The organism is Blastomonas ursincola, from assembly GCF_013607875.1.
Classification (GTDB): domain Bacteria; phylum Pseudomonadota; class Alphaproteobacteria; order Sphingomonadales; family Sphingomonadaceae; genus Blastomonas; species Blastomonas ursincola.
The window spans coordinates 669,139-689,350 of record NZ_VDES01000002.1 but is presented as its reverse complement, the minus strand read 5'-3'; the positions used below and the strand labels follow the sequence as shown (position 1 = coordinate 689,350).

Below are 20,212 nucleotides of genomic sequence, written 5' to 3'. Positions count from 1 at the left end.
AGGCTGTAACGGCTACATTCGGGGCAACTTCCCACAAGGTGAATTTGCCGCTAAGTTCAGCCCCCATGCGAAAGGCGGAAAACATGCAGTGGTCCAGTAGCAAACAGCATGGATGCGTGATTGCCAGCCCCGATGGCCGTGTTGATGAGGCAACCGCCGAGGCGTTTACTGAACATCTGGCCGCCAGCGTGACCATGGCCGCCGATTCGCCGGGCAAGAAGCTGATCGTCGATTTTGCCGGGCTCGATTACATGTCGTCGCGCGGCCTGCGCGCACTGACGCTCGCAAAACGCCAGGCAGATGCGGCCGGCGTCGCGATGGCGCTGGCGCGTCCCAACGAGGTAATGCGCGAAATTCTGGCAATCAGCCGGTACGACAAGCTGTTCGCGGTCTCGGACAGCATCGAGGCCGCAATCTAGCACGCTGGCGACACGGGGACGCCGCGCAACAATCAGGGGGGATGCGATGCTGGTCCGTTTCTGGGGAACACGGGGGTCCTTGCCCGTTGCTGCCACCGCATCGATCGTGCAGGACAAGGTCGCGCACGCACTGCTCGCCGCATCGGGCCGCAGCTTTGCCGATATCGAGGAGGCGCGCAGCTTTGCGCGTAGCGAGCTGGATTTCGCCATCAGTGGGACCTTTGGCGGGGCCACCACCTGCGTCGAGATCGAGGCCGGGGATCCGGCGAACGGCGATGCCTTCATCCTGTGCGACATGGGCAGCGGGCTGCGGGGCTTCGGTCTTGATGCGATGCGTCGCTGCGCTGCGGGTCACGCGAGGGTCTATCACTTCTTCATGTCGCACCTGCACTGGGACCATATCATGGGCTTCCCGTTCTTCGTGCCGGCCTTCGACCCCAATGCGCATATCGTCATCCATTCCGGGCACGAGGATGCCGAAGAGGCGCTGCGCCGCCAGCAGGAGGAAATCTCCTTCCCGGTAAAATTCGACTGGCTGCGCGCGAAGATCGAGTTCCGCACGCTCAAGGTGGGCGAGACCTATCAGATCGGCGCGGTGCAGGTGGAGCTGATGGAACAGCACCATTCGCACAGCAGCTTCGGTTATCGCTTCACCGATGCCGAGGGCAAGGTGGCGGTCTTCAGCACCGACAGCGAACACAAGCTCGACCGGATGGAGGGCGAGGCCGATGTCGAACAGTTCTTCCGTGCGGCGGACCTGGTCATCTGCGACACGATGTATTCGCTCGCCGACAGCGTGTCGATGAAGGAGGACTGGGGCCATTCCAGCAACATCGTCGCGATCGACCTGTGTCATGGCGCGCGGGCGAAGCGGCTGGCGCTGTTCCACCACGAACCGGTCTATTCGGACGCCGATATCGCGCGCATGCACGCCGAAAGCGTGCGCTACGAGGAGCTGACCCGCGAGCACGATCCGCTGGAGGTGCTCTGCGCCTATGATGGCCTCGAAGTCTCGCTCTAGCGCCGTTCGGATCAGCAATCCGCCGCGCGGCTTGTGGCGGGCGGCGCTCATCGGATTCACGCTTGCTGCCCTGCTCAGCCTCGCGCTGGGCACGCGCGAGCAGAATGTCGTGTTCGATGGCTGGCAGCGCATCGCCCCGCGCGACCTTTCCGAAAGCCAGGTCCGCATCGTCGCGATCGGCGATGAAAGCCTGGAGGTGATCGGCAGCTGGCCCTGGCCGCGCCGGGTGCTCGCGACCATGACCCAACGCATTGCCGAAGGCGGCGCAGCGGCGATCGGCTTCGACATCCTGTTCGTCGAGCCCGATGCGGTCAGTCCGACACGCTTTTCGCGGCTCTATGCGCCCGACGACCCGGCGATCCAGGCATGGCTCGATCAGCTCGGCAGCATGGACAGCGATTTTGCCGATGCGATCAGCACCGCGCCGGTCGTGCTGGGCCGTGCTGGCGTCAAGCTACGCGGGGCGGACCCGGCCAGCCTCACCCAATGGGCGATGATAGACGGGACCCCGCCCCCTGCCCTCGCCCGCTACCCGCTCGTGCAGAGCAATCTCAAGGAGCTGGAGGCCCGGGCGCCCGGCTTCGGCTTGCTCAACGGGGCGCCCGATGGCGATGGCGTGGTGCGCAGCGTGCCGCTGGTCATGAAGACCGGCGAGGCTCTGGTGCCCGGGCTGGCGCTCGAGATGATACGTGTCGCGATCGAGCAGCGCACCGGCACCGATCCCGAGATCGAGCTCAGCCCCGACAGCGTCACCATCGGACAGCGCCGCATCCCGGTGAATGATCAGGGGCGGATGCGGCTGCATTTCGCCGAAATCCCGGAGGCCCATGTCTATTCGGCGATCGAGATCATGTCGCAGGAGTTCGACCTCTCGCAGCTCAAGGACAAGATCGTCCTCGTTTCACTGACCGCAGAGGGCACGCAGGATATCGTCGCGACGCCCCTGGGCTCCGAAATGTTCGGCGTGCTGATCCAGGCGCAGGCCGCCGACACGATCAACCGGGGCGGCTGGCTCGATCGCCCCTGGACCATGCCGGCAGCCGAATGGGCCGTCGGCGGGCTGCTCGCCATCGTCCTGCTGCTGCTCGCCACCGGCCAGGCCCCGGCGCGCAGCCGCTGGCTGGTGCTCTCGGGCGCGGCGGCAAGCCTGCCGCTGGCGAGCTGGCTGCTGTTCCGCTTCGGCGACCTGCTGTTCGATCCGATCCGCCCGGTGCTGCTCGGCAGCGGTAGCGCGCTCGCGGTATTCGCCGCGCTGTTCAACGAGGCACGGCGCGAGCGCGCGGCGCTGCGCGATGCGCAGAACCGTAGCGAGGGCGAGCTTGGTGCGGCCCGCTCGATCCAGCTGGGCATGCTGCCTGATCGCACCGCACTGGCAAGGCTCGACCCGCGCATCGATATCGCTGCGCAGCTGGAAGCCGCCAAGTCGGTTGGCGGCGATTTCTACGACATCATCCGGCTCGACAAGGACCGCATCGTCATCCTTATCGCCGATGTCACCGGCAAGGGCGTGCCCGCCGCCTTGTTCATGGCCCTGTCCAAGGCGCTCTCGCGCAGCGTGATGCTGCGCGCGCCGGGCGGGCTTGCCGATGCCGCTGCGCAGCTCAACGAGGAGCTGATGCGCGACAGCGGCGATGCGCTCGGCCTCACCATGCTGCTGGGAATCATAGACCTTTCGACAGGGCGCGCCGAATTCGCCAATGCGGGCCATGACAATCCGCTGCGCATCACCACCGACGGGCAGGTGATCGAGGAGGCGATGGAGGGCGGCCCGCCCTTCTGCATCATGGACTATCCCTGGCCCGCCGAGGAGATCGTGCTCCAGCCCGGCGAGGCGCTGGTGCTGATCACCGATGGCGTGACCGAGGCGCAGAACCGGCAGGAACAGCTGTTCGGCAACGATCGCACCCGCGCCGCATTGGTCGCCGACCAGAGCAGCGCTGCGGCGATGGTCGCCAGCCTGCGCGGCGCCGTGCGCAGCTTCGAGGACGGCGCGGATGCGAGCGACGACCTCACCGTTGTTGCCTTCCGCTATCTGGGTGCTAATCCCGCCTGATCACCGGCAGGAGGCCCCGATGTCCGATATTGCACGTCCCCGGCGCAGCGCGCTCTACATGCCCGCATCGAACCCGCGGGCCCTCGCCAAGGCGCGCAGTCTTCCTGCCGATGTCATCATTCTCGATCTCGAGGACGCGGTTGCGCCCGAGGCAAAGGAGGACGCGCGGACGGCAGCGATTGCTACGGCGGCAGAGGGCGGGTTCGGCCACCGCGAACTCGTCATCCGCATCAATGCGCTCGACACGCCCTGGGGGCAGGATGACCTTGCCGCCGTCGCCAAGGCGGATATCGACGGCGTGCTGGTTCCCAAGGTGATGCGCCCCGCCGACATAACCGCGTGCAATGCCGCGCTCGCCGAGGCACCCTCGCGGCTCAAGCTCTGGGCGATGATCGAGACCTGCGCGGTGGTGCCGCATCTCGATGCGCTCGCGGCTTTGGGCGGCTCCACGCGGCTGTCGACCTTCGTGATGGGGGTGAACGATCTCGCCAAGGAAATGCGCGCGCGGCTGACGCCTGAACGTACGCCGTTCCTGCCGATCCTGACGCTCGCTGTCGCCGCTGCGCGCGCGCATGGCGTCGCCGTGCTCGACGGGGTGTGCAACGAGTTTCGCGACCTGGCTGTGTTCGAGGCCGAGGCGCACCAGGGGCTGCTGTTCGGCTTCGACGGCAAGACGCTGATCCATCCCGACCAGGTCGCGCCGTGCAATGCGGTCTTCTCGCCCAGCGAGGACGAACTGGCCTGGGCGCAGGCCGTCATCGCCGCGTTCGCCTTGCCCGAGAACGCCGGCAAGGGCGCGATCCGGGTCGAGGGTAAGATGGCCGAGCTGCTCCATCTGGAACAGGCGCGGCAGCTGGTGGCGATTGCCGATCGGATCGCCGCTTCGGGTTAATCAGTCCGCGCGGTTCTTGCGCCGCAAATCGCCCTTGCAGCGTTCCGAACAGGTTTTCACATTGTCCCAGTCGCGCGCCCATTTCTTGCGCCAGGCAAAGGGCCGCCCACAGGCCTCGCAGACCTTCTCGGGCAGGGTCGACTTGGTATAGCGCTTGTCCGGCATGGCGGCGATATGGGCGCAGCGCCTCTCCCCCGCCAGAGCCGCGCGCAAATTTGTCGGCGCGCTCTTGCCCGCCCGAACGCCCGCGCTATCGTGGGCGCATGCGCACCCTCGCCCTGGCACTTGCCCTTCTCGCCCCGCTGGCCCTCGCCCCCGCTCCGCTGCACGCGCAGACACAGGCGTCCCTTCCCGATGTCGAGGAAAAATCGATCCCCGAGCTGTCGGCGATGCTCGCTTCGGGCAAGGTCAGCAGCGAGCAGCTGGTCAACGCCTATATCGACCGGATCGGGCGGATCGACGAGGATTCGAGCATCCAGCTCAACAGCGTCATCGCGCTGATGCCCGATGCGCTGACCGAAGCGCGGACACTCGATGCCGAGCGCAAGGCCGGACGCTTGCGCGGCCCGCTGCACGGCATCCCGATCCTGATCAAGGACAATATCGAGGCGCAGGGCCGCATCCCCACCACGGCGGGGTCGACCGCGCTGCTCGCCAACATCACCGATCGCGACGCACCGCTGGTCGCCCGGCTGCGCGCGGCGGGCGCGATCATTCTAGGCAAGACCAACCTGTCGCAATGGGCGAACATCCGTTCGAACGATTCGGTCAGCGGCTGGTCGAGCGTCGGCGGGCTGGTGAAGAACCCCTATGCGCTCGACCGCAATGCCTGCGGCTCGTCCTCGGGCAGCGGCGCGGCAGCGGCGGCGAGCCTCGCGGCCGCGACGATCGGAACCGAGACCGACGGGTCGATCATCTGCCCGTCGTCGATCAACGGGCTGGTCGGGTTCAAGCCGACACTGGGCCTTGTCTCGCGCACGCATGTGATCCCGATCAGCCATAGCCAGGATACCGCAGGGCCGATGGCGCGGAGCGTCACCGATGCCGCGCTGCTGCTCACCGCGCTGGCGGGCAGCGATCCGGCGGACCCCGCCACCGCTGAGGCGGACCGGCGCAAGACCGACTATGCGGCGGGCCTGTCGCCCGATTACCTCAAGGGCGTGCGCATCGGCGTGCTGATGGACCGGTGCGGCGGCAATGCGCGCGTGCAGGCGGCGTTTGCGCAGGCGCTCGAGAAGCTGAAGGCCGCAGGGGCCGAACTGGTCGAGATCGCGGACAGCCGCACCGGGCTCGACGGGCTGGGCGAGGCCGAGTTCAAGGTGCTGATGGTCGAGCTGAAGGCGGATCTCAACGCCTATCTCGCCACCACGCCTCCGCAAGTCACCGCGCGCACGCTCAAGCAGGTGATCGCTTTCAACACCGCGAACGCCGAGACCGAGCTAGCCTGGTTCGACCAGTCGCTGTTCGATCTTGCCGAAAGCCAGAAGGGTCTCGACGATCCCGAATACCAGGAGGCGCTGGCCAAGTCGAAGCGGCTCGCAGGGGCGGAAGGCATCGACAAGCTGCTCAAGACGCACAACGTCCGCTTCCTGGTCGGCCCCAGCACCGCGCCCGCCTGGGTCAGCGATCTGGTCAATGGCGATCACAGCATCGGCCCCAGCCAGAGCCAGTTGCCCGCCGTGGCCGGCTATCCGCACATCACCGTGCCGATGGGTCTGGTCGCCGGGCTGCCCGTCGGCCTGTCGATCATCGGCAGCCAGTGGCAGGACCATGAGGTGATCAAGGCCGGCTACGCCTTCGAACAGGCGAGCAAGGCGCGGTTTGCGCCGACCTATGCCGCCAGCGCCGACGCGAAGGCCGACCCGATCGGGAAGTGATCGTCAAAATCCTCCCCGAGCTCTTCTCGGGGAGGGGGACCGCCGACCAAAGGTCGGTGGTGGAGGGGAAGCGGGATGGCACGCAGGCGGGAGCGCAGCACGACCCCACTGCCCCTCCACCCCCCGCTGCGCGGGCGGTCCCCCTCCCCCAGCAAGCTGTGGGAGGATTTTGAGTATTCGCGCCCTCCCCCATCGAGGGGGAGGGCTTTGCGGTGCCATCAGACTGCGGCGATCAAAGCCCCAGAATGTGCTTCGCGATGTGGTAGATGCTGTGCTGCTCGATCGTCCCGTGGAACAGATGCGCCTGCGGGCCGGCGGCCTTGACCACGACATCCTCGCCGCCATGCGTTTCGCCCGAGGTCGGCACCAGCGACTGCTGCAGATAGTTCAGCGCGGCGGTATCTTCCTGCGCCGGGTCAGCGCGCTGCTCGTTCACCTTGGCGCCGGGGCCGTTGGCATAGCCGAGCGTCGTGTACGCCTTGCCGTCCTTCGCCGTGATCGGCTCGCCGTCTTCGGTGATGCTGGCCAGGCCGAAGATCGAATTGCCGCGCGGCGGATAGCCCGCGATGGTGAAGACATGGCTGTGATCGGCGGTGACCAGGATCAGCGTCTCGTCGAGGTTCACCAGTTCCAGGGCCTTGGCAATCGCGGCATCGAGCGCGACGGTATCGTCGAGCGCGCGGTGCGCGTTGCCGCCGTGGTGCGCATGGTCGATGCGTCCGCCCTCGACCATCAGCACAAAGCCCTGATCCGATGTGCCGAGCTTCTTCACCGCCAGCTCGACCATCTCGGCGAGCGAGGGCTCGCCGGCCTTGTCCTTCGAGCGGTCGGCCTCGAATTGCATGTGGCTGGGCTCGAACAGGCCGAAGACCGGCGCGCTGTCGGCGGGGTTCAGCGCGGCGAACTGGCTGGCGTTCCAGACATACCGGCCCTTCGGGTTCTTCTTCTTCCATTCGGCGACCAGATCCCGGCCATCCTTGCGGGCCCCCTTCTTGTCGGCATATTCCGGGTCCGATTGCGTGGCCGGCATGAACGCGGCGCGGCCGCCGCCGAGCACGAGTTTCAGCCCCTTGGCATGCGGCCATTCGACCAGCTGGCGCGCGATGTCGCGGCAGGCAGCGCCCGCGGGAAGTTCGCTGTCCGATTCCCAGTTGCGATCGACGCTGTGCGCATAGGTCGAGGCGGGCGTCGCGTGCGTGATGCGCGCGGTGGAGATGACGCCGAGCGCCTTGCCCGCGCTTTCGGCCTGTTCGAACAGGGTGGGCACATCCCTGCCCGCCGCCGTCTCGCACTTGCCGCGCAGCGCCGCCGGAGCGACCGACAGCATGCCCGAGCGGGTCTTGGTGCCGGTGACCAGCGCGGTGGCGGTCGCGGCGGAATCGGCAACCTGGAAATCGTGGCTATAGGTCTTCACCATCGCCGAATAGGGCAGCGCATCGATCGCGGTTTCGTTCATTTCCCCGTCGCGCCCGGCCTTCTGCCCTTGCCAGATGCGTCCGGCGGTCAGCGTGCTCACCCCCATGCCGTCGCCGATGAAGATGATCAGGTTCTTCGCCTTGCCGGTGCGCGCCTGCATCGCGAGCCGCTCCTGGAGCTGCGCCTGGCCCTGCGCGGTGTAATCGGCGGCGGTCTGCTCGCCCCGCTCCTTGTCCGGCGCGGCTTCCTTGGGTGCATTGTGCTGAGCCAGAACCGGCGCAGACCAAAGGGCGGCAAGGCACAACAGGGTGGCAAGCGGGCGGTTCATGGCGCAGTCTCCTCCAAATCTGCCGCCGCTCTGTCACGAAGCCATGACAAATTCGAGACTTTTCGGGGCTGCAAGCGTCCGATTGTTTGCAATCGTTTGCAACAACCCTGCACATAGACTTGACCCAATCCATTTTGCAGCGCAGCATGCGCGCATGGCCGACATTGACACCGCTCACCTTACCCCGATCAGTCAGAACCCCGATATCCGCTATCTTGGCCGGATATTGGGCGACGTCATCCGCGCCTATGGCGGCGAGAAGCTGTTCCGCCAGACCGAGTATATCCGCTCGGCCAGCGTCGATCGGCATCGCGGCGTTGCGGGCGCGGACGAGATCGACACCGGGCTCGAGGCCCTCAACCTCGACGACACATTGTCGTTCGTGCGCGGCTTCATGCTGTTCTCGATGCTCGCCAACCTTGCCGAGGACCGCCAGGGTGTTGCGCAGGAGACCGGCGCGACCGTGGCCGAAGCGGTGGCGCGGCTGCGCGAGCACGGAGTCAGCGATACCGCAATCGGCGATCTGCTCGACCAGAGCCTGATCGTCCCCGTGCTCACCGCGCACCCGACCGAGGTGCGACGCAAGTCGATGATCGATCACAAGAATCGCGTCGCGGACCTGATGAAGCTGCGCGACGCGGGGCTCGACGAGACCCCCAGCGGCGACCGGATCGACGAGGCGCTGCACCGCCAGATCGCGCTGCTCTGGCAAACCCGTCCGTTGCGCCGCGAACGGCTGTTCGTCGCCGACGAGGTTGAGAATGCGCGCGCCTATATGCAGGACGTGTTCCTGCCGGTGCTGCCGATGCTCTATGCGCGCTGGGAGCGGGTGCTGGGCCATCGCCCGCCCGCCTTTCTGCGGCTGGGCAGCTGGATCGGCGGCGACCGCGACGGCAACCCGTTCGTCACCGCCGATGCGCTGCGCCATGCGCTGGGTCGGCAGGCAGAAACCGCGCTCGTCCATTATCTCGACGGCGTGCACGCGCTGGGCCAGGATCTCAGCATCGCGACCGGCCTTTCGCAGACACCGCAAGCGGTGCTCGATCTCGCGGAGAAGAGCGGCGACAATGCCCCCAGCCGTGCCGACGAACCCTATCGTCGTGCGCTCGCGGGCATTTACGCCCGGCTGTGCGCCACGCATGTCGCGCTGACGGGCAAGCAGCCGCCGCGCCCCTCGGTGCTGGCGGGCGAACCCTATGCTAGCCCCGGCGATCTGCGGCGCGATCTGGTGGTGCTCGCCAATGGCCTGGCCGATAATGGCGCGGGCCTGCTGGCGAGCGGCGGCGCACTCGGCCGGCTGATCCGCGCGGTCGAGATTTTCGGCTTCCACCTGGCAACGCTCGACCTTCGCCAGAACAGCGACGTGCACGAGCGTGTCGTTGGCGAGCTGCTCAAGGTCGCGGGCGTGTGCGACGATTATGCCGCGCTCGACGAGGCCGCGCGCATCGCGCTGCTGCGCGCCGAGCTCGGCCATGCGCGGCTGCTGATCAACCGCTGGCACGAATATGGCGAGGAGACGGTCAAGGAACTCGCGATCGTCGAGGCGGCGGCGCAGGCGCACGCGCTATACGGGCCGCAGGCGATCACCGCCTACAATATCAGCAAGGCCGAAAGCGTCTCGGACATGCTCGAGGTCAACCTGTTGCTCAAGGAAGCCGGGCTGTTCCGCCCCGGACCCGTGCCGCAGGCCGCGATCATGGCGGTGCCGCTGTTCGAGACGATCGGCGACCTCGAGAATGCGCCGCAGATCATGCGCGCCTATTTCGCGCTGCCTGAAATCGCTGCCCTGGTGAAGGCGCGCGGCTATCAGGAGGTGATGGTCGGCTATTCGGACAGCAACAAGGATGGCGGCTATCTGACCTCCACCTGGTCGCTCAACCATGCCAGCCGCGCACTCGCCAAGGTGTTTGCGGAGACCGGCATCGCGATGCAGCTGTTCCACGGACGCGGCGGCGCGGTGGGGCGCGGCGGCGGATCGAGCTTTGCCGCGATCCGCGCGCAGCCCAAGGGCACCGTGCAGGGCCGCATCCGGATCACCGAACAGGGCGAGGTCATCGCTGCCAAATATGGCACGGTGGAAAGCGCCGAGCTGAACCTCGAGGCGATCACCTCGGCCGCGCTCATCGCGACGCTCGACCATGACGGGCTGAGCGAGGCAGACGAGGCGCGCTTTGCCGCGGCGATGGACATGATCTCGCGCGATGCCTTCCGCGCCTATCGCGAGCTGGTCTATGGCACCGAGGGTTTCAACCAGTTCTTCCGCGCGGCCACGCCGATCAGCGAGATTGCCGATCTCAAGATCGGATCGCGCCCCGCCAGCCGATCGAAGAGCCAGCGGATCGAGGATCTGCGCGCCATTCCCTGGGTGTTCAGCTGGGCACAGGCGCGCATCATGCTACCCGGCTGGTATGGCGTGGGCCAGGCGCTCGGCGGCTTCGCCGACAAGGCACTGCTCGCCGACATGGCACAGGGCTGGCCCTTCTTCCAGGCGCTGCTCGGCAATATGGAGATGGTGCTGGCCAAGTCGGACATGACCATCGCGCGCCATTATGCCGGGCTGGTGCCCGACGAGGCGCTGCGCGAGAGTGTCTTCGGCGAAATCCGCTCGGGCTGGCAGGCGGCGCATGACAATCTGCTGAGCGTCACCGGCCAGTCGCGGCTGCTGGCGAACAACCCCGCGCTCGACACCTCGATCCGGCTGCGCCTGCCCTATATCGAGCCGCTCAACCTGCTGCAGATCGAACTCATCAAGCGCCACCGCGCGGGCGAGGCGGACGAGCGGATTTCCGAAGGCATCCAGCTGTCGATCAACGCGATCGCGACGGCGCTGCGGAACAGCGGGTGATGGGTTTAAGGCAGCGCTATCTGATTTCGGTGCTGCCGCGACCGTGCGGGAAGACGATCCTTTTCGCGCCGAACGCAGCCTGAGCCGCGCCGCGCCAGCGGTCAAGCTCCGGAACGTCGGTCTCGATGTCTTCGGGATAGAGATACGTGATCCGCGTGTCGCCCCCACGGACAAGATAGTACATCTCGTCCCAGCGGCTGCTGAGCGGCTCCAGGGCCCAGAGCTCTAGCAGCGTATCGCGGTACTTTGCATAATCGGGCTGCGCGAAGGCGATATAGCTGCCACGATCGAGGAAACGCGCGAGGCTGATATACCGACTTTCCACCAACGCGATCAGCAGGGTGCCCAGCGGACTGAAACTGGTCTCCGCTCGAACGGTCGAGGCGAGATCAGCAATCAGCTCGCCTTTCCATCGCCTGGGCCCCACGTTCCACATTGTTTCCCCCTGTCATACACCAGGCAAGGCTCTGCCCGTCGCTCAGCGCATCTTTGTGCGCCATCCCGTGCGAGGAAGTTTCTGCGCGTCGCTGGGCATGGGCGGATATCTGATCGGAAAATCCCCGAAATAGGAAATGACAAATGACTCTCGGTCATCATAAGGCAGCTCATCTTCGGGCACATCCTGCGGATACACGATCTTTGAGGATGCCCCGCCGTCTTTGATAAAAATTTCGATTCCCAGAGGCACCTTGTCAGGCGGCGGAACGAACCTGAGATCATTCAGCAGCATTACATTTATGTTCTCTTGCTTATCCACAGATATATATTCTATGAATTGCTGCCGTCCGACGTAAACGGAATAGCCAACTCCGCCAAACAGGTCTGCGAGGACCAGGATTCCCCGGTTATCCGTGCCATGCCTCCTCAGAAGGTTGCACGCGACGTCGTGAATGATGTCAGCCATCTCAATTTGCCAATCCTTCATTTCCGCCTGTTCCCTCTCGATTTCGGTGGAGACATACCGGGACGATTGTCGAATTTAACGTGCTTTTCCTTGCCATCGATATTGTACCAGATTTCGATAAAGTCGGGGCGACGGGAACCCTTTGGATAATCAATTTCCATTTTAAGGGACACGTCTTTGCCTAACTTCCGGGCGTCCGCCCATTCCTGCTCAACCATGCGATAACGCCCTCTGTTCAGGGGTTTGTCCTGCGCAAAATGGTTGAAGGCATCATTGGGACCGTTGAACCTATGGGCAATGAAATGGCCCCCATCATCGGTCGGGAGACGATCGGGCTTGCCTGCATTGGCCTGAGCCGACCTTGAACGCGGTGTCTGAGCGTTCATAGACAACTCGGGCGCAATGATTTTGCGCGCGTCACCATTTTCATCGAGGTGATAGGTGTATCCGTTGCGCTTGATGGGACGCAGCGGAGGCTTTCTGGCGGGGCGCGGTGGTGCTGGCCTGGCGGGAGGCCTTGGTCTCGGCCAGGGAGCGGGATTGGCCGGGATGCTGCTAGGCAGATGCTGGCGCTTCTTTGCCGCGGGCCGCGGCTTTGGTCTGACTGGTGTCGGCTTTCCGAATGAGCCACTGGCACCCGCACCGCCAAACGGTCCGCTGCCCGGATTAATCCTGCCTGGTTTGCGCGGCTTCGAGCCGCTGGAGGCTCCGGCGCCGCCAGAACCATAACGCCGCCCTTGGCCCGCAAAGGTGAAGCGTCCGTCGTCGGGGTCGTGCCAGGGGTTGAACTTGCGCTCGATCGCCGCGCTTGCGCCAGAATCAGGCCAGTGGCCCGTCCGCATCCAGAATGCAAAGCCGCTTTGCTGTCCATGCGCCGAATCCCGCATTCTGCCGCTCCTGTGAGGAAAAACGGCAAGAACATATCAGCAACATTTTCCAACAAGTCAATTGTCGGTGCGCCGATCAGCATGGCTTACGGTCGCGTATTGATCCGTATTGGATGCATTTCTCGCATTACAGGCATGACGCATACAAAAACGGCGGCGAACCCATGGGGTCCGCCGCCGCCTGTTACCTTCGAAGGGGAAGGTTTACTGGTTGTTCGTGGTCGTGCCCGGCACTTCGCTGGGAGCGACTTCGCCGTTATCGTCCATCGCGTTGGCCTTTTCTTCGCCAGCCGCTTCGACCGCGTCAGCCTGGTTTTCCAGGGCATCTTCCTGGGCTTCGGTCGGGGCCTGGTCGGCCGCGTCTTCCAGCGCGTCAGCCTGGGCTTCAGCCTGGTCTTCGACCTGGTCGGCCTGCTCGGACTGGCAAGCGCCAAGGCTGATAAGGCCGATGCTGGCAACGCTGGTGAGAATCAGTTTACGCATGTTTCGCTCCACTACCCTGTTTCATGCACAATGCATGAACGCCACTACGGGTGGGTCCACAGGTGGTTGCAAAGCCCTGTAAAAAATTTTCCCGCACGGTACGTCAGGAGTGTCCGTGACGCGCCGCCTAGCCAAACCGTGCCAAAGCTGCTTAAGAGCGTGCCGGGATAGGGCCTGGAAAGCACGTTTTGACATCATCGCCACCGCAGAATGAGCCTGGCTCACCGGATAGCGTATCCGGGCCGGGCAAGGCTGTGCCGGATGGCGGGGCCGAAGCGCAGAGCGGCGACATCCAGGCGCTTGCCAAGGGCGGGCGCACCAATTTCCTCGGCTTTCTGCTGCGGCTCGCCGCGCGCCTACCCTTCCTGTTCATTGCCGGGCGGCTCTATGGGGCCGAGGCGCTGGGCCGCTTCGCCTATGCGGTGCTGGTGGTCGAGTTCGCCGCGCAGATCGCGACCCTGGGGCTGAAGCGCGGCCTGGCCGCCCAGCTCGCGCGAACATCGCGCCCGCACGCACAGGTCGTGGCCGATGGCCTGCTGGTGAGCTTCATCGCCTCGGCGCTCGCCGCGACGCTGCTGATGCTGGTCCCTGAGATCATGTTCCCAAACAGCACCGCGGGCGAGGTCGACCGGCTGCTGCCGCTGGTGATCTTTGCCGTGGCGGGGTCGGACGTCGCGCTGGCGGCGCTGGCCTATCGCTTCGACATCGCCGCCACGGTGCGGGCACGATCGATCATCGAGCCGTGGACGATCAGCATCACCGCCTGGATCTTCTATTACCTCACCCCCGATGACGGGCTGATCCTGTCCTATATCGCCTCGATGGTCGCCGCGTTCATCGCCTCGATCATCCCGATGCTGCGCAATTACGGACTGCCCATGGGCTGGCAGCCGCGACCGCTCAAGCTCGCCAACATGGCGCGGCGCAACGCCCCGCTGGCGGCGGCGGATGCAATCGAATGGGGCAGCCGCCGGCTCGATCTGGCGGTGCTCGGCCTGTTCGCCTCGCCGGCCGTCGTCGGTATCTATTATATCGCGCAGCAGGTGGCGAGCCTGCCGCAGAAGCTCAAGACCAGCTTCGACCCCATCCTGGGCCCGGTGATCGCGCGCAACCTGCAGAGCGGCAAGATGGCCGAGATCGCGCGCCAGGTCAGCCAGGTCGGCTTCTGGATCATCGCCGCGCAGCTGGGCGTCGCGCTGGCGCTGGGCATCCCGGGCGAGGGCGTGATGGGGCTGGTCGGTCCGAATTTCGTCGGTGGGACAGGCGCGCTGGCGTTCCTGCTCGCAGCAGAGGTCGTCGCGGCCACCGCCGCCGTGAGCGAGGCGGCGCTCGTCTATATCGCCCGCCACCGCAACCTGATGATCTCGCTCGCCATGCTGGCGCTACAGGGGGGTTTGAGCGTCGCGCTGATTCTCACCGCGCAGGCAATGGGCCTGCCGCCGCTGTTCCAGGCGGCGAGCGTCGCGCTGGCACTGGCGCTGGCATTGGGCTTTGCCTCGATCGTCAAGGCGCGGCTGCTCTCGAAGCTGCTGGGTGCGCCGGTCAATGGCTGGCGCTGGGCTTTGGTCTGGGCGGCAGCGGCGGCGACGGCGGTGGGATGGGGCTTTACCAAACTGCCCGAATGGGCGGAGCTTGCATTCGGCATTCCCGCCATCCTGGGCGTCTATGGCTGGGTGATCTGGCAGCGGGGCTTCGGCCCCGAAGACCGCGAGCTTTTCCGAACCCGCAAGGGCAGCGCCGAGTAGCGCTGCCCCTGGCGAGCGGATTTACTGGCCGACGCCCATTTCGGTCAGCAGGCGCTGCGCCCCATCGACCTTGTCCATCGTCCACAGCATGAAACGGCTGTCGACATGGATGGTGCGGTTGATTGCGGCATCATAGGACCAGTCCGACACCACGCCGTCGAGCGTGCCATCGAACGCCAGCCCGACAAACTCGCCGCGCGCGTTGAGCGTGGCCGATCCCGAATTGCCGTTGGTGATGTCGACGGTGGAGAGAAAATCGACCGGCAGCGTGCCCAGCTTCTCGTCGGCATAGCGGCCGAAATCGCGCGCCTTGAGCTTGTCGATCGCGGCCTTGGGCGCGTCAAACTCGCCACGTCCGGTCTGTTTGGCGACCAAGCCCTCAGCGGTGGTAAACGGCGTCCAGATCAGGCCATCGCGCTGCTTGCCCGTCACCTTGCCATAGGTGAAGCGCAGCGAGCCATTGGCATCGGGATAGAGCGTGCGGCCCTGCTCCCTGGCAAAGGCGATCTGCCCCGCCATTACCGCCGAGCGCGCCGCCTGCAGGCGACCAGCACGCTCCTTGGCCTTGTCCTCATCGGCCTTCTGCCCCGGATAGGCGGCGACGGCGAGCTGCATGAACGGATCGGTCGAAGCCTCGAACTCGGCTGCCGGCTTGTCCATCCAGCCCAACCGGTCGGCGGTCACGCCGAGCCGCGTATCGGCATAGAGCCGGTCCATGCCCAGTTCGGCGATCTTCGCCTCGAGCGGCGCGTTGCGCTTGTCCGCTGCGACCTTGGCATATTCGCCCAGCGCCTGCTGGAACAGCACCCGGTCGACGCCCGCATCGTAGCGGCGCTCGACCTGGGTCAGCCGCTCGCGCATCGACAGGCGATCGCGATCCTGGAAGCCCGGCTCGCGCTGGGCATCTGGCTTTCCACGCTCCTTGGCCCAGCGATAGAGCAGCTGCGCGGCGGAGAGCAGCTGCGCGCGGTTGACCGTGGCGAGACGCAGATTGTCCACCCGCGCCTGATTTGATTCGGCGACCAGCGCGTCGAGATCGGTCAGCGCCTGACCGTACATTTTCGTGCGTGCAGGGTCCGCCGCCACCCAGGCACGGAAATCGGCATCGGCCTTGTCCTTGCGACCCAGCAGGTCGATGGCATCGGCGCCGGCAATCTCGCCGAGCAGCTTCTTCTTGTAATTGTCCGAACCCTTCAGGATCGAGGCGTATTTGATTTCGGCATCCTTGTTGCCCTTCACCGCCTTTTCGATCGCGGCGGAATAATCGGCGCGCAATTGCTGGTCGATGGCATAGACCTGCTCGAAATTATGGCGCACCTCGGCCGCCGTCCAGTGGCGCTGGGTCACGCCCGGAAAGCCTGCGACCATCACGAAATCGCCTTCGCGCAGCGGCTTGTCGGCGATCTTGAGCCAGGACTTGGGCTTGTAGGGCACGTTCTCCTTGGCATAGGGCACCGACGAACCATCGGGCGCGACATAGGCGCGGTAAAAACCGAAATCGCCGGTATGGCGCGGCCATTGCCAGTTGTCAGTCTCGCCGCCGAAATTACCGATGCCGCCCGCCGGCGCATAGACCAGCCGCACGTCCTTGATCTCGAGCTGCTGCTGCAGGAAATAGGTCTGCCCGCCGAAATACGGGCGAACGTCGCAGCGGCGATTGGCCTGCTTCTCGCATTCGGCGATCAGCGCCTTGCGGTTCGCTTCCAGCCGGTTGTAGCGATCGAACCCCGAAAGCTTGGTGGTGATGCCCTTGTTCATCGCAGCGGTGACATCGCGCAGATCCTCGATCACATAGATGCGCGATCCAGGGGCGGCGGGCAGTTCGTCGCCAAGGGTCTTTGCGAGAAAACCATCGGTCAGATAGTCCTGGCCCGGCTTGGAATTATACTGGATCGATCCGTAGACGCAGTGATGATTGGTCGCGACCAGCCCTTCGGGGCTGACGAACGACGCCGAGCATCCGCCCAGCGAAACAATCGCATTCAGCGGCGCCGCCTTGAGATTGCCGAGATCGGCAGGCGAAAGCTCCAGTCCGGCCGCCTTCAGCTTGTCGCCCAGCGCGGGCGTCTGGCCCGGCAGCCACATGCCCTCTTCGGCGAGGGCAGGCACAGACATCAGCAGGGCGGTGGAGGCAAGCAACAGGGAATGGCGCATCAGAAACTCCGCAACGGGGGCCGGGAAATAGCAGGCGGTCCAGATAGACCGAGCCCTGAAACGGGGCAAGCATCCACGTCTCGGGTCCCGGCTGTTGGCCGAGGCAGATTGTGACGAATCGCTATCGTTCGCTAGCCAAGTTGATTCCCAATACATGACCCGTGAAAATGCGGTTTTATCTTCATTTCTGCGCTATACCCGAAATTAACCACCGCATATCGCGGCCGTGCTCGGCTCTATGGTGCCTTGTTGCGCTGGTAACCTGGCCTTCATCATGGGCTTTTACTGCCAATTAAAACCGCGATTTTAGAGCAGAATTCCAGGATTGGCCGAACACGTGGCCCCTCTGACCCGTTCGCCTTCCCAGGCCCACCCGTCATCAGGGTTATGGTTGCTCCGGCGTTAACCATTATTTGACAAAGTCAGACGTAAAACTCTGTCAAGTTCCGGGGGGACAATATCATGCACAAGACCTTAAATGTTGGCAGTTCTGCCAATATCCAGAATTCCGCTGCGCTAAAAGATCAGCTCCTGACGGCGCTGGGCGAATGTGACAAGGTCACAATCGATGCTTCGCAACTGCAGGAAGTCGACCTTTCGTTTTTCCAGACGGTCTACTCCGCGCATCTGTACGCGGTAAGCAACGGAAAAACCGTCGAATTTACCAACGACGCCAACGAAAAGCTCGCCGCGACCCTGGCCCGTGCCGGCCTCGCCGATCTGCTACCAACTGCTAACCTCAATTCCTGGCTCCATGGAGGACTTCCGCAGTGACTGCCTCGATCCTGACTGTTGACGATTCATCCAGCCTTCGCATGGCCATCCGCATCGCGCTAAATGGCGCGGGCTATGATGTCAGCGAGGCCGTGGATGGCCTGGACGGCCTGAACAAGGCCAAGGCTGCCAAGTTCGACATGATCATCGCCGACCTCAACATGCCCAACATGAACGGGCTGGAGATGATCCGCGAAATCCGCAAGCTGCCGATCCAGCTCGGCACGCCGATCATCTTCCTCACCACCGAGTCCGATGAGGCGATGAAGCAGGAAGCGCGCGCTGCCGGGGCCACCGGATGGTTGGTCAAGCCTTTCGTGCCCGACCAGCTGCTCCGCATCGCTGCCAAGGTGCTCGGCCGGTGAGCGCGCAGGACCCCATTGCCGCATTCCGCGTCGAGGCCGGCGAGCTGCTCGGCGATATCGAACAGGCGCTGCTCGACCTCTCGCACGACCTGACCAGCCACGATTTGGTGGACAGCGTGTTTCGCGGCCTCCACACGCTCAAGGGTTCGGGGGCGATGTTCGGCTTCGATGCCCTGGCCGGCTTCACCCATCATTGCGAAACCGCGTTCGACCGCGTCCGCAAGGGCCAGGTGCCTGCCACCGAGGAACTGGTCACCGTCATCCTGTCCGCGATGGATCACATGCAGGCGCTGGTCGATGGCGACGGAGCGGGGCTCGAAGCGGTTGGCGACGAAATACTCGGCCGCCTGCACCAGGCGATCGGCGCGGCCGACGCGTCAGTGGCTGTCGAGCCCACCGCCGCATCCGTTGCTGCCCCCCTTTCCGCGCCCGCCGCTTCCGGCTGGCGCATCACCTTCCGCCTGCCGACCGATTGCATGACCAATGGCACCAACCCTCTGATGCTGTTGGACGAGCTGCGGTCGCTGGGCGACGCGAAGGTCACCGCGCAGACCGACCAGATCCCGTCGCTTGACGAACTGGATGCCAGCCAATGCCATCTCGGCTGGCAGGTCGAGCTGCGCGGTGATGCCTCGCGCGCGGATATCGAGGATGTGTTCATCTTCGTGATGGACGACATGACGCTCGACATCGTGCCGATCGAGGCGGACGACGCCGACGAAACGCAAGCCGAAGCCGCGCCGACCACCGCCCTTGCCGCGGACACCGGCTCGGTCGCGAGCACCCAGGCGACGCCAGCCGCTATCGAGCCAGGCACCGGCGACGCCGCGCGCAACGCCAAGGTCGCCCCGGCAAAGGCGCAGGAAAGCGTGCGCGTTCCGGCCGAACGGCTCGACGTGCTGATGGACCGCGTGGGCGAGCTGGTGATCGTGCAGAGCCGATTGGCGCAGCTTTCCAACCAGGGCGTTCGCGGGCCGGCGGGCGAGCTGGCCCTGCGCTCGGTCGCCGAGGATATCGAGCGGCTCGCCAGCGAGCTGCGCGACACGATGATGGTGCTGCGCATGGTTCCCGTCGCCAGCCTGTTCGGCCGCTTCCGCCGGCTGGTGCACGATCTGGCGCGCGAGACCGGCAAGACCATCGAGCTTTCGACGCATGGCGAGACCACCGAAGTCGACAAGACGGTGATCGAGCGTCTGGCCGATCCGATGGTGCACCTCATCCGCAATGCCTGCGATCACGGGCTTGAAACGCCCGAAGAGCGCGTGGCTGCGGGCAAGCCCGAGGCCGGGCATGTCACGCTCAGCGCGCATCAGGCGGGCGGCGAGGTGCTCATCACCATTCGCGACGATGGCCGCGGCATCAACCGCGAGCGCGTGCGCGCCAAGGCAGAGGCGCAGGGCCTGATCGAACCCGGCGCGCAGATCAGCGATTCCGAGCTGCTGCAGATGATCTTCCATCCCGGTTTCTCGACCGCGGCGCAGGTTACCAACCTGTCCGGGCGCGGGGTCGGCATGGACGTGGTCAAGCGCACGATCGAGAGCCTGCGCGGTACGATCGACATCACTTCGAACCCGGGCGACGGATCGACCGTGGTGCTGCGCATTCCGCTCACCCTGGCGATCATCGAAGGGCTTCTCGTGCGTGTCGGCGAGGGTTGCTATGTCATCCCGCTGGCGGTGGTCGAGGAATGCATCGAGCTCAGCCTTGAAGAGGACATGCGTTCGCGCGGTCGCAGCTTCATCACGCTGCGCGACCGGCTGGTGCCCTTCATCCGGCTGCGCGAGATGTTTGCCACCGGCACCAAGCCCGATCCGCACCAGAAGATCGTGGTCATCACCACCGGCGGCGAACGCGTCGGCCTGGTGGTCGATCAGATCATCGGCAGCCACCAGACCGTCATCAAGTCCATGTCGCCGCTGCACCGCGATGTGGCGACCTTTGCCGGCGCGACCATTCTGGGCGACGGCAGCGTTGCGCTGATCCTCGATGCGGTCCAGCTCGTCGCCTTTGGCCAGGAACAGGAGGAGCGGCTGCGCGCCGCCGGATAAG

General features: G+C 65.1%; 17 protein-coding genes. 10 read left to right on the top strand and 7 right to left on the bottom strand.

Annotated features, from left to right (window positions below; genetic code table 11):
- Positions 1 to 83 precede the first annotated feature (83 nt).
- From FG486_RS09340 to FG486_RS09325, 4 genes are all read left to right on the top strand, one after another.
- Complete coding sequence (locus FG486_RS09340) at positions 84 to 419, top strand: STAS domain-containing protein (protein WP_241695681.1); 336 nt, start codon at positions 84 to 86, stop codon at positions 417 to 419.
- A gap of 79 nt (positions 420 to 498) precedes the next feature.
- Positions 499 to 1,440: an MBL fold metallo-hydrolase gene (locus FG486_RS09335; protein ID WP_241695680.1), complete on the top strand. Its 942-nt coding sequence runs from the start codon at positions 499 to 501 to the stop codon at positions 1,438 to 1,440.
- Positions 1,415 to 3,493: a CHASE2 domain-containing protein gene (locus tag FG486_RS09330; protein ID WP_181267328.1), complete on the top strand. Its 2,079-nt coding sequence runs from the start codon at positions 1,415 to 1,417 to the stop codon at positions 3,491 to 3,493. The genes FG486_RS09335 and FG486_RS09330 overlap by 26 nt, the downstream gene beginning before the upstream one ends.
- A 19-nt stretch (positions 3,494 to 3,512) precedes the next feature.
- The gene (locus tag FG486_RS09325) at positions 3,513 to 4,385 is read left to right on the top strand and encodes an HpcH/HpaI aldolase/citrate lyase family protein (protein WP_181267327.1); all 873 of its coding nucleotides are present in this window, start codon (positions 3,513 to 3,515) and stop codon (positions 4,383 to 4,385) included.
- On the opposite strand, the gene FG486_RS09320 is transcribed toward FG486_RS09325, so the two are convergent.
- Positions 4,386 to 4,550 carry a DUF2256 domain-containing protein gene (locus tag FG486_RS09320; RefSeq protein WP_181267326.1) on the bottom strand — a complete coding sequence of 55 codons (165 nt, stop codon included), beginning with the start codon at positions 4,548 to 4,550 and terminating at the stop codon, positions 4,386 to 4,388.
- A 98-nt stretch (positions 4,551 to 4,648) separates the two neighbouring features.
- On the opposite strand from FG486_RS09320, the gene FG486_RS09315 reads away from it, so the two are divergent.
- Positions 4,649 to 6,262 (top strand): amidase, encoded by a 1,614-nt coding sequence (locus FG486_RS09315; protein ID WP_181267325.1) that lies wholly within the window; start codon positions 4,649 to 4,651, stop codon positions 6,260 to 6,262.
- A gap of 232 nt (positions 6,263 to 6,494) precedes the next feature.
- On the opposite strand, the gene FG486_RS09310 is transcribed toward FG486_RS09315, so the two are convergent.
- On the bottom strand, positions 6,495 to 8,006 hold the full coding sequence (locus FG486_RS09310; protein WP_181267324.1) for an alkaline phosphatase family protein: 1,512 nt from the start codon (positions 8,004 to 8,006) through the stop codon (positions 6,495 to 6,497).
- Between the two features lie 154 nt (positions 8,007 to 8,160).
- Between FG486_RS09310 and ppc the strand changes: the two genes are divergently transcribed.
- Positions 8,161 to 10,851, top strand: a complete 2,691-nt coding sequence (gene ppc / locus FG486_RS09305; protein WP_181267323.1) for a phosphoenolpyruvate carboxylase — start codon at positions 8,161 to 8,163, stop codon at positions 10,849 to 10,851.
- Positions 10,852 to 10,867: 16 nt separating this feature from the next.
- Here the strand turns inward: ppc and FG486_RS09300 are convergent, their stop codons facing one another.
- From FG486_RS09300 to FG486_RS09285, 4 genes are all read right to left on the bottom strand, one after another.
- Positions 10,868 to 11,287 carry a hypothetical protein gene (locus tag FG486_RS09300; RefSeq protein WP_181267322.1) on the bottom strand — a complete coding sequence of 140 codons (420 nt, stop codon included), beginning with the start codon at positions 11,285 to 11,287 and terminating at the stop codon, positions 10,868 to 10,870.
- Between the two features lie 42 nt (positions 11,288 to 11,329).
- Complete coding sequence (locus FG486_RS09295) at positions 11,330 to 11,755, bottom strand: hypothetical protein (protein WP_181267321.1); 426 nt, start codon at positions 11,753 to 11,755, stop codon at positions 11,330 to 11,332.
- A 17-nt stretch (positions 11,756 to 11,772) separates the two neighbouring features.
- A complete protein-coding gene (locus FG486_RS09290; RefSeq protein WP_241695679.1) occupies positions 11,773 to 12,642 on the bottom strand; it encodes a DNA/RNA non-specific endonuclease in 870 nt (289 codons plus the stop codon).
- 204 nt (positions 12,643 to 12,846) lie between these two features.
- The gene (locus tag FG486_RS09285; protein ID WP_066274668.1) at positions 12,847 to 13,125 is read right to left on the bottom strand and encodes a hypothetical protein; all 279 of its coding nucleotides are present in this window, start codon (positions 13,123 to 13,125) and stop codon (positions 12,847 to 12,849) included.
- A gap of 254 nt (positions 13,126 to 13,379) precedes the next feature.
- On the opposite strand from FG486_RS09285, the gene FG486_RS09280 reads away from it, so the two are divergent.
- Entirely contained in the window at positions 13,380 to 14,870 is a 1,491-nt protein-coding gene (locus tag FG486_RS09280; protein ID WP_181267947.1) for an oligosaccharide flippase family protein, read from the top strand.
- 21 nt (positions 14,871 to 14,891) lie between these two features.
- On the opposite strand, the gene FG486_RS09275 is transcribed toward FG486_RS09280, so the two are convergent.
- Complete coding sequence (locus tag FG486_RS09275) at positions 14,892 to 17,024, bottom strand: S46 family peptidase (protein ID WP_181267320.1); 2,133 nt, start codon at positions 17,022 to 17,024, stop codon at positions 14,892 to 14,894.
- Positions 17,025 to 17,486: 462 nt separating this feature from the next.
- Here FG486_RS09275 and FG486_RS09270 point away from each other — a divergent pair, with 462 nt between their 5' ends.
- The 3 genes from FG486_RS09270 to FG486_RS09260 are packed head-to-tail and all read left to right on the top strand — an operon-like array spanning position 17,487 to position 20,211.
- The gene (locus FG486_RS09270) at positions 17,487 to 17,798 is read left to right on the top strand and encodes an STAS domain-containing protein (protein WP_181267319.1); all 312 of its coding nucleotides are present in this window, start codon (positions 17,487 to 17,489) and stop codon (positions 17,796 to 17,798) included.
- Entirely contained in the window at positions 17,795 to 18,163 is a 369-nt protein-coding gene (locus FG486_RS09265) for a response regulator (RefSeq protein WP_023839252.1), read from the top strand. The genes FG486_RS09270 and FG486_RS09265 overlap by 4 nt, the downstream gene beginning before the upstream one ends.
- Positions 18,160 to 20,211, top strand: a complete 2,052-nt coding sequence (locus FG486_RS09260; protein ID WP_181267318.1) for a chemotaxis protein CheW — start codon at positions 18,160 to 18,162, stop codon at positions 20,209 to 20,211. Before FG486_RS09265 ends, FG486_RS09260 begins: the two co-directional genes overlap by 4 nt.
- Position 20,212 lies beyond the last annotated feature (1 nt).